Source organism: Parvibaculum sp. (assembly GCF_039973015.1).
Classification (GTDB): domain Bacteria; phylum Pseudomonadota; class Alphaproteobacteria; order Parvibaculales; family Parvibaculaceae; genus Parvibaculum.
This window is the reverse complement of sequence record NZ_JBDWLT010000009.1, coordinates 190,637-202,607: the sequence shown is the minus strand read 5'-3', so window position 1 is coordinate 202,607 and position 11,971 is coordinate 190,637. Positions and strand designations below refer to the sequence as shown.

The 11,971-nt window shown below is 61.1% G+C and carries 12 protein-coding genes; 10 read left to right on the top strand and 2 right to left on the bottom strand.

Annotated features, from left to right (window positions below):
* Nucleotides 1-71: 71 nt before the first annotated feature.
* Nucleotides 72-1,643 (bottom strand): fatty acid--CoA ligase, encoded by a 1,572-nt coding sequence (locus ABJO61_RS10645; protein ID WP_348328274.1) that lies wholly within the window; start codon nucleotides 1,641-1,643, stop codon nucleotides 72-74.
* Nucleotides 1,644-1,902: 259 nt separating this feature from the next.
* On the opposite strand from ABJO61_RS10645, the gene ABJO61_RS10640 reads away from it, so the two are divergent.
* The 7 genes from ABJO61_RS10640 to ABJO61_RS10610 all read left to right on the top strand — a co-directional run bounded on the left by ABJO61_RS10640 (nucleotide 1,903) and on the right by ABJO61_RS10610 (nucleotide 7,799).
* Nucleotides 1,903-2,454 carry a carboxymuconolactone decarboxylase family protein gene (locus ABJO61_RS10640; RefSeq protein WP_348328271.1) on the top strand — a complete coding sequence of 184 codons (552 nt, stop codon included), beginning with the start codon at nucleotides 1,903-1,905 and terminating at the stop codon, nucleotides 2,452-2,454.
* Nucleotides 2,455-2,459: 5 nt separating this feature from the next.
* Complete coding sequence (locus tag ABJO61_RS10635; protein WP_348328268.1) at nucleotides 2,460-3,026, top strand: carboxymuconolactone decarboxylase family protein; 567 nt, start codon at nucleotides 2,460-2,462, stop codon at nucleotides 3,024-3,026.
* Nucleotides 3,019-3,858, top strand: coding sequence for an SDR family oxidoreductase (locus ABJO61_RS10630; protein ID WP_348330913.1), 840 nt, complete (start codon nucleotides 3,019-3,021; stop codon nucleotides 3,856-3,858). Before ABJO61_RS10635 ends, ABJO61_RS10630 begins: the two co-directional genes overlap by 8 nt.
* Nucleotides 3,859-3,890: 32 nt before the next feature.
* Complete coding sequence (locus ABJO61_RS10625; RefSeq protein WP_348328262.1) at nucleotides 3,891-4,871, top strand: MBL fold metallo-hydrolase; 981 nt, start codon at nucleotides 3,891-3,893, stop codon at nucleotides 4,869-4,871.
* A 121-nt stretch (nucleotides 4,872-4,992) separates the two neighbouring features.
* The gene (locus ABJO61_RS10620; protein WP_348328259.1) at nucleotides 4,993-5,778 is read left to right on the top strand and encodes a glutathione S-transferase family protein; all 786 of its coding nucleotides are present in this window, start codon (nucleotides 4,993-4,995) and stop codon (nucleotides 5,776-5,778) included.
* A 10-nt stretch (nucleotides 5,779-5,788) separates the two neighbouring features.
* Nucleotides 5,789-6,721 (top strand): glutathione S-transferase family protein, encoded by a 933-nt coding sequence (locus ABJO61_RS10615; protein ID WP_348328256.1) that lies wholly within the window; start codon nucleotides 5,789-5,791, stop codon nucleotides 6,719-6,721.
* A gap of 13 nt (nucleotides 6,722-6,734) precedes the next feature.
* The gene (locus ABJO61_RS10610; RefSeq protein WP_348328253.1) at nucleotides 6,735-7,799 is read left to right on the top strand and encodes a beta-N-acetylglucosaminidase domain-containing protein; all 1,065 of its coding nucleotides are present in this window, start codon (nucleotides 6,735-6,737) and stop codon (nucleotides 7,797-7,799) included.
* 5 nt (nucleotides 7,800-7,804) lie between these two features.
* Here the strand turns inward: ABJO61_RS10610 and ABJO61_RS10605 are convergent, their stop codons facing one another.
* A complete protein-coding gene (locus tag ABJO61_RS10605; RefSeq protein ID WP_348328596.1) occupies nucleotides 7,805-8,626 on the bottom strand; it encodes an SDR family oxidoreductase in 822 nt (273 codons plus the stop codon).
* A gap of 154 nt (nucleotides 8,627-8,780) precedes the next feature.
* Here ABJO61_RS10605 and ABJO61_RS10600 point away from each other — a divergent pair, with 154 nt between their 5' ends.
* The 3 genes from ABJO61_RS10600 to ABJO61_RS10590 all read left to right on the top strand — a co-directional run bounded on the left by ABJO61_RS10600 (nucleotide 8,781) and on the right by ABJO61_RS10590 (nucleotide 11,945).
* A complete protein-coding gene (locus ABJO61_RS10600) occupies nucleotides 8,781-9,410 on the top strand; it encodes a TetR/AcrR family transcriptional regulator (RefSeq protein ID WP_348328250.1) in 630 nt (209 codons plus the stop codon).
* Between the two features lie 49 nt (nucleotides 9,411-9,459).
* Nucleotides 9,460-10,635 carry an LLM class flavin-dependent oxidoreductase gene (locus ABJO61_RS10595; RefSeq protein ID WP_348328247.1) on the top strand — a complete coding sequence of 392 codons (1,176 nt, stop codon included), beginning with the start codon at nucleotides 9,460-9,462 and terminating at the stop codon, nucleotides 10,633-10,635.
* A 92-nt stretch (nucleotides 10,636-10,727) separates the two neighbouring features.
* Nucleotides 10,728-11,945 (top strand): LLM class flavin-dependent oxidoreductase, encoded by a 1,218-nt coding sequence (locus ABJO61_RS10590; RefSeq protein ID WP_348328244.1) that lies wholly within the window; start codon nucleotides 10,728-10,730, stop codon nucleotides 11,943-11,945.
* Nucleotides 11,946-11,971: the final 26 nt, after the last annotated feature.

The following is an 11,971-nucleotide window of genomic DNA, read 5'->3' as shown; positions in this document are numbered from 1 at the left end:
TGAATGTCTTTCAGGGCTCGCCGGTTTTGACGCGGGCAGCCCGGGTTCTTTGATTTCGAATTCTGCGCCCGTCAGTTGATCATGCGGGTGCGGCCTTCCCAGTAGGGAGCGCGCAGCTCACGGCGGAGAATCTTGCCTGAGGGATTGCGTGGCAGAGCCTCGATGAAATCGACGGATTTTGGCACCTTGTAGCCGGCGATGCGCGTCTTTGCGAAAGCGATGATGTCCTCGGGACTGGCCTGCTCGCCGGGCTTCAGCACGACGATGGCTTTCACTGCCTCACCCCATTTTTCATGCGGCACACCGATAACGGCGGCATCGGCAATGGCCGGATGACCGAAAAGCGCGTTCTCGACTTCGGCGGGATAGATGTTTTCACCACCAGAAACGATCATGTCCTTCACCCGGTCATGGATGAAGAGATAGCCGTCCTTGTCGAAGAAGCCCGCATCGCCTGAATGGAACCAGCCGTCGCGGATCGCATCTTCCGTCGCCTCGGCGCGGTTCCAGTAGCCCTTCATGACCGAGCCGCCGCGAATGACGATCTCGCCGACATCACCGACCGGCACATCCTCGCCGTTTTCGTCCACGACGCGGATTTCCATGTCGGGGCTGACGATACCGCAGGAACGGAGCTTTCCTTTCGCCGGATCATGCGCGTCCGGCGGCAGGCTGGTGGCCCCGCCCGCCGTTTCCGTCAAGCCGTAGAGCTGAACGAAGCCCGCGCCCTTGAATGTGTCTTGCGCGCGGCGAAGCACATCTTCCGCAATGGGCGAGGCGCCATAGAGAATTTGCCGGAGGCTCGAAACATCGGTGGATGCGATATTCGGCTGCTGCAGAAGGAAGAGAATGACTGCGGGCACCATGAAAGCGATGGTGAGCTTTTCGCTTTCGACAAGCTGCAGGATCACTTGCGGATCGACATCCTTCAGGATCACGTTCCGGCAGCCATGCAGATTGCCGAGAATGCCGATATTGACGCCCGCGACGTGAAAGAGCGGCATACAGACAAGAACGACATCCCTCTCGTCCCAGTTCGCCCAGCCTGCCCCCTCGCCCTGCCTGAAGATGGAAATGTAGTTCGCATTGGTGAGCTGCACACCTTTCGGATGGCCTGTCGTGCCGCTCGTATAAAGCTGGATCACATCATCGTCCGGCGCGGCGGGCAGCATCGGATCTTCGGGTTTGGCCGCGTCGCGCCAGTCATCGAAGGATTGCCAGTCGTTGCGACCGCCATCGAGCGCGATCACCTTGCGCACACCCGGACATTCCGGCAGCACCTTTTCGACAATGTCGTAGAACTCGGCACCGACAAACAGGATTTCGGTCCCGGAGTCGTTCAGCACATAGGCGACTTCCGGCGCGGCAAGACGCCAGTTGATACCGACGACCACGGACTTCGCCTTGAAGGCGCCGTAGAGCATCTCGAAATAGCGGTCCGAGCTTTTGCCCATGAAGCCGATGCGGGTATCGGGCTTGCTCCCGTCCTCGATGAGGGCCTGCGCCACCTGGCTGGCGCGCCGGTCAAGCTCGGCATAACTCGTCTCCCGGCCCTCGAAGACCTGCGCGACGGCATCGGGCCGACGAGCGGCCTGCGCGCGCGTAATATCGGCAACACATTTAATACGTTCGGCGTCGAACATGATATCGATCCCTCCCCGGTCAGGCCGTTTTGGCACTTTCTCCCGCTGCGCGCGCAAGCCCTCCGCCCGGCGCTTCGGGTCCATTTGGCGGCCCTTTTCGGGCTCTGTTGCGCGCCAGTGTAGCTGCCCTTTCGGGCGGGGCAAGCAAAGCCGGGCCGCACACGGGCACGATATGGCAGCCGATGCGGCTGGACGCAGCGTCGGCGCGGGTTAGACTGCCCGGCAAAGAAAACACCATTCAGGGAAGGAACAAGCGAGCATGGCCCGCATCCCCTATTTCGACCCCGCCCAGGCAACCGGACGCGCCGCGAAGGTCTATGAGAAGCTGCCGAACCTCAACATCTTCAGGATGCTCGGCCATTCGGGCGACATGCTCGACGGCTTCATCAAGCTCGGAAACGAAATCCTGATCCACGGGGAACTCGATCCGGTGCTGCGCGAAATCGCCATTGTGCGGACAGGCGTGCTGCGCGGCTCCTCTTACGAGGTTTACCAGCACGAGGCGATCTCCCGGAAGCTCGGCATGTCCGACGACCTCATCGAGGCGATCCATGAAGGGCCGGAGGCAAAGATCTTCGACGAAACGCAGCGCGAAGTGATGCGCTTCACCGATGATGTGGTGAAGAATACGCGTGCCTCCGACGCGACCTTCAATCCGCTGGCCGAAAAGCTTGGCTACAAGCAGCTCCAGGAACTCGTCATCGCGATCGGCTTCTATTCGCTGGTCTCGAACTTCCTGGAGACCTTCGATGTCGATATCGAGGAGCCGGGCCACAAATCGGGCCTGAAGCTGCCCGGCGTTGAGGCCTGACAGGGATGGCGCGCATTTCCTATCCAGATCCGGCGGCCCTGCCAAAGGCAAACCACGAGCTGCTGCAAGACCTGCCGCAGCTCAATATCTTCCGCATGCTGGCCGGGAGCGGACCTTCTTTCGTGCCCTTCATGGCGCTTATCAACGCCTATCTGAACGAGGGCCTTCTCGATGCGGAACTGCGGGAACTCGTGATCCTGCGTGTCGGGCATCTTTGCGCATCGCATTACGAACAACATCAGCACCGCCGTGTCTCGCGGATGCTCGGCATGAGCCCGGAGCGGATCGAGGCGGCGGAAGGCACCCTTCCCTCGCCCCTCTTCAGCGAGACGGAGAACGCCGTGCTCGCCTTTACCGATGACCAGGTGGCGAATGTAAAAGCGGACGGGAAGCTGTTTGCCGCCGCACATGTGCATCTGGGCGATGCGGGCATGCAGGAACTCGTCGTCATTATCGGCGTCTATCTGCTCGTCTGCCGCTATCTCGAAACATTCGAGATCGACCTCGAGGAAACGGACATTGCGACAAGCGGCCTCGACGAAATCAGGCGGAGCATGAAAAATCATGGTTGAGAAAGAAGGCTATATCCGTCCGCTTTCGCCGGAATCCGAAGGCGAGGCACCGGGACGCGGAAGGCTCACGGGCCGGCGCATCCTCGTGGTGGGCGGCGGCCAGCAAGTACTCGACGCCGCGACCGATCCAGTCGGCAATGGACGAGCCATGTCGCTTCTCTTCGCGCGGGAAGGCGCGGAGGTCGCGGTTGCCGACATGAACCTCAAGTCGGCGGAAGATACGGTCGCGCAGATCGTGAAGGAAGGCGGCAAGGCCCACGCCATCGAAGCAGACATATCGAAACCCGGCGACATCGAAGCGATGATCGGCGAAGCGGAAACGGCACTCGGCACACTGAACGGGCTGGTGCTCAATGTGGGGATCGGTGTCGGCGGACTTGGCCTGCAGGGTGCGGAGCCGGACGCCTGGGACAAGGTACTCGCCGTAAATCTGCGCGGGCCCATGCTTTGCTGCAAGGCGGCGCTGCCGCAGCTCGCGGACGGCTCGCCCATCGTTTTCATCTCCTCCATCGCGGGGCTTGTCGCCGGGTCGCGGCTACCCGCCTATGACGCATCGAAGGCGGCGCTTGGCGGGCTGATGCGCCATGTCGCGCTTGAGGGATCGCGGCGCGGCATCCGCGCGAACATCGTGGCGCCCGGCCTTGTCGATACGCCGCTCGGCCGCCTCGCGACGCAAGGCCGTCCATCACGCGGGCGAACGCCCGTCCCTTTCGGGCGGCAGGCGACGGGATGGGAGATCGCCTATGCGGCGCTCTTCCTCGTCTCCGATGAAAGCGTCTACATCACGGCACAAACGCTCGCCGTCGACAGCGGCATGACGGGCATTTCCTGAACGGAAATTGACAGCTAGCGGGGGAGAACATCATGGGTCTGGGCTTGAGCCGGTTTCAATACACCAAGGGACTCCACGATCTCGGCAATGGCGGCTATGCCTGGCTGCAGCCTGACGGCGGCTGGGGCTGGTCGAATGCAGGCCTCGTGGTCGATTGCGGCGAAAGCTTCCTGATCGACACCCTGTTCGACGTGCCGCTGACGAGGGAGATGCTTGGCGCGATGCGCAAGGCCGAACCTAAAGCGGCGGCGAAGATCCACACAGTCGTCAACACGCATCACAATGGCGACCATTGCAATGGCAACGAATGCTGCCACGGCGCGGAAATCATTGCGCACAAACTTGCCGTCGAGGGTATGCGCCATGAGCCGCCCCAGCTTCTCGTTGGCTTTCTCGACATGGCGCCGCAGATGGGCGACCTCGGGAAATACGTGACGCAGTGTTTCGGTCCCTTCGACTTCAAGGGCGTAACGCAAACGCTGCCCACCGTAACCTTCGAGACCGAACTGACGCGGCATGTGGGTTCGAAGGAAATCCGCATCATGCATGTCGGCCCCGCCCATACGCCCGGCGATGCGCTCGTCTATGTGCCCGCCGACAAGACAGTCTTCACCGGCGACATATTGTTCATCGAAGGGCATCCCATCATGTGGGAAGGTCCGGTTTCGAACTGGATCGATGCCTGCGACAAGATCATCGCGATGGATGTCGAGACGGTGGTACCGGGCCATGGCCCCATCACCGGCAAGAACGGCGTGAAGGCCGTGCGCGACTACCTCACCTATATCCGCGACGAAACGCGCAAACGCTACGATGCGGGGCTGCCGGCTTTCGAGGCCGCGCTCGACATCGACATGACGGACTATGACAGCTGGGGCGATGGCGAGCGCATCGTCGTGAACGTCGCAACGCTCTACAAGGAATACTCGGACGACGACACACCGAACGACGTGCCGACGATCTTCGGCCAGATGGCGGAACTCACGAAACGGCAAGGTCGCCTTCGCGGCTGACGCAGGGTAATCGGGCGCCCCCCGGTGCAAGGCGGAACGTCACGCATCCGTGATCGTTGCGGCTGTGGACAGGTGCTCGCATGCACCCGATGATCCGCGCCACGCCATTCGGGAGAAAATCATGGTTATTCTTTACGAACACCCGCTCTCGCCTTACGCGCAGAAGGTGAAAATCTCCGCGCGCGAGAAGAATCTCGATCTCGATCTGCGGACACCCGACGGCATCGGCGCCGGGGGCGCGAAGGGCGAATTCGCCGCCGCCAATCCGCGCGCCGAAGTACCCGCCCTCATCGATGGCGACACCCGCATCTTCGATTCGACCATCATCCTCGAATATCTGGAAGACAAGTTCCCTTCTCCCGCCATGCGGCCGGCAACGCCGGAAGCGCGCGCGAAAATGCGCATGATCGAAGAGGTCTGCGACACACATTACGAGGCGATCAACTGGGGGCTTGGCGAGATTGCCTATTTCCGCCGGGCCACAGGGGACAAGGCCGCGGAGATACAAGAGCACGCTTCGGAACAGACAGCGAAAATCCAGAGCTGGCTGACGAAGCAGCTCGGGAATGGCGACTGGTTTGCCGACCGCGCCTTCGGCTGGGGCGATCTCTCCGTCGTGCCTTACGTGAATGCCTCCGTGGGCTTCGGCAACGGGCCGGACGAAGGCTCACCGCTCGGCAAGTGGCTTGCGCGCGCCAATGAACGCCCAAGCGTTGCACGCACCGCACAAGAGGCGCTCGACAGCGTCGCGGGGATGCAGCAGGTCGCGGATATTCTCGAGCAGGGGCTCTTCAAGCGTGAGTATCGCGACCACCGTCTCGAATGGATGATGAAAACCGGCGGGCCCGAGATCGTTCTCGACGGCCTGAAGAAAAACAACATCCGCTTCAGCTACGAATTCGAATAGGGAAAAGAACATGGCCGCGACCGCGCAATCGATCATTTTCCACCAGTACGACATCTCGCCTTTCTCGGAGAAGGTGCGCGTGGCATTCGGCATCAAGAGCCTCGAATGGTACGCTTGCGACGAACCGGTGATCATGCCGAAACCCGACCTCGTCGCGCTGACAGGCGGCTATAGGAAAATCCCCGTCATGCAGATCGGCGCGGATGTCTATTGCGATACGCAGATCATCTTGCGCGAACTCGAAAAGCGGTTCCCCTCCCCGACGCTCTTCCCCGGCGCCGACAAGGGACTCGGCTGGGGCACAGCCATGTGGACGGATCGTGTTTTCTTTCAGGCAGCGGTCGCCATTATCTTCGGCGGCGGCACGCCTCTCGCCGACGATGCCTTCATAAAGGACCGCGAACAGCTGACGGGACGGCCCTTCGACATCGAGGGCATGAAGGCAGCATCGCCGATGATGGCTGAACAGTTCCGCGCGCAGCTTGGCTGGCTCGAAGAACAGCTTGCCGATGGACGCAAATTCCTGATCGGCGACGAACCGGGCCTTGCCGATGCGAGCGCTTTCTACAATCTGGCCTTCGTGCGCTGGACGAGCCCCAATGGCGTAAAAATCATTGAGACATTCCCCGGCGTCCTCGCCTGGGAAAAGCACGTGGCAGACATCGGACATGGCAAGCGGCAGGAAATCTCCCGCGAAGAAGCGCTCGACATTGCGAAGGCTGCCACAAGCACGGAAGAGGCAAAAGCCGATCCCGGCGAGCCGAACGGCTTCAAACCCGGCGACGCAGTGACGGTGATGGCGGACGACTATGGCCGCGATCCGGTCATTGGCGACCTCGTTTCCTCTTCGGCCCAGCACATCGCCATCAAGCGGAACGATCCGCGGGTCGGCGACGTTGTGGTGCATTTCCCGAGGGCAGGCTTCCTCGTCATGAAGTCATGATAGTCTTGAGCGCATGATTCCCGAGCTTGGCACCATCGAAGGTTTCTACGGACGTCCCTGGGACTGGGAGGCGCGCGCCGCCCATGTGAGTGCCCTCGCACCGCATGGCTATCGCTTCTATCTCTACGCGCCGAAAGCCGACACGTTTCTCCGCCGCCGCTGGAACGAGCCGCATCCGGCGGAAGAAGCCGAACGGCTCACTGAGCTTGCGGCGCATTGCCGGGCGGAAGGTGTGCGCTTCGGCGCGGGGCTGAGCCCCTACGAACTCTATCTCGATTTCGACGATGCGGCGCGCGAGGCGCTGGCCCAAAAGCTTGCATGGCTGGACGAAATGGGGATCGACGACCTCGCGATCCTGTTCGATGACATGCGCGGCGATCTGCCGGGGCTTGCAGAAAAGCAGATCGAAATCATCGAATGCGCGGCGGAGCGAACGAAGGCGGGCAGGCTCATCATTTGTCCGAGCTACTATACGGACGATCCGATTCTCGACCGCGTTTTCGGCGAAAGGCCGGAGGGCTACCTCGAAGCGCTTGGGGCGCGGCTCGATCCCGCAATCGAAATATTCTGGACGGGACCGAAAGTCTGCTCGAAGGAAATTCCCGCCGCTCACCTAGCCCACGTTACCGAAACGCTGAAGCGGCGCCCGTTCATCTGGGACAATTACCCGGTGAATGATGGCCAGCGCATGTCGCCCTTTCTGCATCTGCGCGCCTTCGAGGGACGCCCAAGGGAAGCAGGCGAGCATATGTCTGCGCATGGCGTAAACCCGGCGTCCCAGCCCTGTCTCAGCCGCATTCCGATGCTGACGCTCGAAGCAAACTATCGCGGCAGCATGGATGAGGCCGATACGGCATTTCTCGCGGCCGCAGAAGCCGTGTGCGGCGGACCGCTTGCGCGAATGCTTGCAGACGACCTGCCACTTCTGCAGGGCAAGGGGCTCGACGGCATGACGGACAAGGAAACGGCGGCGCTGCGAAATCGCTACGCCGCCGCCGATCATCCTTGTGCCCGCGAAGTCGTCCAGTGGCTCGATGGCTACTGGCGCATCACAGACGAAATCGTCCAGACGCAATAAGCGTCTCAGCGTGCCGTCATACCGCCATCAATAACGAGTTCCGAACCCGTCATGTAGCGCGACTCGTCCGACGCAAGGAAAACGATACCCGCTGCAATGTCGGCGGGAATACCGGCATAGCCAAGCGGTGCACCGACCGTCGCGATAGCGTTCGGATCGATCGTGTTCGCTCCTTCCGGCAGTTGCAGCACGCTGGAAGAAACAGCACCGACGCCGCCACCGCCCTGCGGGATTTTCTGCCAGATCGCCGTGTCGATAATGCCGGGGTGAACAGAGTTCACGCGGACACTCATCTGCGCCTGCGCACATTCAAGCGCCACGGCCTTTGAGAAGAGCCGGACGGCGCCCTTCGTCGCACAATAGCCGGCAAGACCCGGCGCACCCTGAAGCCCCGCGACCGAGGAAATATTGATGACCGAGCCGCCGCCCGAAGCCGCGATAAGCGGAATGCCGTGCTTCACGCCAAAGAAGACGCCATCGACATTGATCGCCTGCTGGCGCTGCCAATCCTCATAGCTCATTTCGAAGACAGAGGCGCCGATGCCGATTCCCGCATTGTTGACGAGAATATGGAGCCCGCCGAATTCGTCCTTCGCAGCGGCAACGATTTCCTTCCAGCGCTCTTCGCTGGTCACGTCCTGCTTGTGAGCGCTCGCCGTGCCGCCCGCCTTCACGATGATATCGACCGTTTCCTTGAGGCCCGCCTCATCGACATCGGTGACAACAATCTTGGCGCCCTCCGCCGCGAGCGCAACCGCCGCACCCCGTCCGATACCGCTTGCCGCCCCCGTAACCAGCGCGACCTTGCCATCTACCCGTCCCATGATTTTCTCCCGGAATCTTCTTATGATTTGTACCCAGAGTCTTAGGGTATGAGCCCTAGCCCCGCAACGCCCCACCCCATTCCGGCTCCCGCGAAAAATGCGGACTTGTGAAAAAATATACCAAGGTCTAATTTCGTTGTAAGGAGACGGCCAAAGCATGACGAAGCTTCTGAAATCGAAAATGGCCCCCAAGGCGGAAAACACTCCGCGCCGCGCGGGCAAGAAAGAGCGTACGCGCCAGGAGATCTACCGCTCCGCGATGCGGCTCTTCGCCGACAGCGACTATGACAATGTCACCATTGAAGACATCTGTGCGGCCGCAGGGATCGCCAAGGCGACTTTCTTTCTTCATTTCGCCGGGAAATCCGCCCTTATCACCGCCTTCAACGAGGAAATAACGCATTCGCTAGCCGAGCGGCTGGCGGGCCACACGGGAAGCGCCGAGGAGGAACTGCTGCTTCTCGTTTCCGTCCTGCGCGAAGCATGGGAGCTGAACGCGCCGGTCATGCACAAGATGCTGCGCGACTTCCTCGACCAGCCCGCGCTCGTCAGCAAGGCCGCCGCCGCGAACGAAAGCGTGCTGGACCTTGTGACGCGCATCGTCGCGCGGGGACAGGAACGCGGCGAATTCGTGACTTATTGCCAGCCGGAAGTGGCCGCTGTTGCGCTTGTTGCCGCCTGGAGCGCCTTTACCGCCTGGTGGCTGCAAAACCCTGAATCGGATACGGACGACATCAATCGCGGGCTTCTCGATTTCCAGCTCAACGGCCTCAAAAAGAAGGCGTGAGCCGCACTCGACAATCGAAACGCACTATCGAAAAGACAGGGAGAGACAAATGGGCAAGCTGCGCAGCGGCATATTTCTCGCGCCATTCCATCCGGTGGACGAAGATCCGACATTGGCGATCCGGCGCGACATCGAACTCGTGGAATGGCTCGACAAGCTCGGCTTCGAGGAAGCCTGGATCGGCGAGCACCACTCGGCAGGCTATGAAATCATTTCAAGCCCCGAACTCTTTATTGCCGCTGCCGCCGAGCGTACTCATCGCATCAAGCTCGGCACCGGCGTGGTCTCCCTTCCCTATCACAACCCGCTGATGGCGGCAGATCGCATCATTCAGCTTGATCACCAGACGCAGGGCCGCGTTATGTTCGGTGTCGGCCCCGGTCTTCTTCCCTCCGACGCCTACATGCTCGGCATCGAAGTCGCCAAGCAACGCGACCGCATGGTGGAAGCCCTCGAAGTGATCCTGCGCCTCTTCAAGGGCGAAACGGTTACCGCCGAAACCGAGTGGTTCTCGCTCAACAAGGCAAAGCTTCAGCTTCGCCCCTTCAGCGACCCCTACCCGGAAGTCGCCGTTGCAAGCTCCGTGACGCCATCGGGCGGCAAACTCGCCGGCAAGCACGGGCTCGGCATGCTCTGCGTCGCAGCAACGAATACCGCCGGTTACGATGCACTTGCGATCAACTGGGAAGTTGCCAACAAGACCGCTGCCGAAAACGGCACGACCATGGACCCCTCGAAGCTCCGCCTTGTCGGTCCCATGCATCTTGCAGAGACGCGCGAGGAAGCACGCGAGCAGGTGAAATACGGCTTCGAGAAGTGGCGCCGCTATTTCGGCTCCATTAATCCGATGGGCCTCGACGCGCAGGGCGACAAGGATCCGATCGATGCCATGATCGAAAGCGGACAGGGCATCATCGGCACGCCCGACGACGCCATCGCACAGCTTGAGCGGCTGCAGGAAAAAATCCCGGGCTTTGGTGCCTATCTGATGCTGGCGCACAACTGGGCGAATTTCGAGAACACCAAGCGCTCCTACGAGCTCTTTGCCCGCCATGTGAAGCCCAAATTCCACGGTGCCAACACGGCCCGCGAGGAAAGCCTCGCCTGGGCCACGGAAAATGCCGGTGAGTTCATCGGTGCGGCCACGAATGCGGCCATGGCGACCATCGCCAAGCACCATGCCGAAGAAGAAGAAAAAGCGAAGAAGCGCGGCGCCGCGGACTGATCGCAACAATATTTATAGACAAAAGGCTCCATCGGCATTCCGATGCACACAAAGAAATCACGCCAATAAGTCACAACCGAGGAAACACATTCATGCCAGGACAGAAAATGCGGTTTGGCGCCTTCATCGCGCCTTTTCATCCGCTGAACGAAAACCCGACCCTCGCCCTCGAACGCGACATCGAACTCGTCCAGCTGATGGACAGGCTCGGCTATGACGAAGCCTGGATCGGCGAACATCACTCGGCCGGCTACGAACTGATTGCGAGCCCCGAACTCTTCATCGCGACGGTCGCCGAACGCACACGCAACATCAAGCTCGGCACCGGTGTTTCCTCGCTTCCCTATCACCACCCGCTGATGCTTGCCGACCGCATCAACCAGCTCGACCACATCACGCGCGGCCGCGTAATGCTCGGCGTCGGCCCGGGCTCGCTTCCCTCCGATGCCTTCATGATGGGCATAACGGTCGCAAAGCAGCGCGACATGATGGACGAAGCGCTCGACGTGATCGTTCCGCTGTTGCGCGGTGAGAAGGTCACCGCAAAGACAGACTGGTTCGAACTGAAGGACGCGCAGCTCCAGATGACGCCTTGGTCGCGGCCTTCGGTGGACATCGCCGTCGCAAGCCAGGTGTCGCCCACGGGAGCGACCGCCGCAGGCCGTCACGGTCTCGGCCTTCTCTCGATTGGCGCAACCTCTGCCGGCGGTTTCAACGCCCTGTCCTCCAACTGGGCGATCTGCGAGGACACGGCAAAGGACAACGGCAAGACCATCGACCGAAACCAGTGGCGGCTTGTCGGCCCGGTCCATATCGCCGAGACGCGCGAAAAGGCCCGCGAAAATGTGCGCTTCGGTCTTGAGCAGTGGCTCTATTATTTCCGCGAAGTGGCCGCTCTCCCGCTTGCCCCGACCGACGGTTCCGACCCTGTCGATGCGCTGATCGCTTCGGGCATGGCCGTGATCGGTACACCCGACGACGCCATCGCGCAGATCGAGCGCCTTCAGGCGCAGTCCGGCGGCTTCGGCTGCTTCATGCAGCTCGCGCATAACTGGGCCAATTGGGAAAACACCCAGCGTTCCTACGAACTTATGGCGCGCTATGTCTTCCCGAAGTTCCAGCAGCTGAACGACAACCGCGAGACCTCGCTGAACTGGGCCCGCGACAATCGTCCGACCTTCATGGGCGAAGCCATGATGGCTGTCGGCAGCCGTGTTGCACAGCATGTCGAAAAGAAAGGGACCGAAAACATCCGTCCAGAGATTCTGGATGCGATGGGCCTTAACAAGAAGAGCGACGCCGCAGAGTAAACCTTCCGGCGAGCAGATACAGAAAG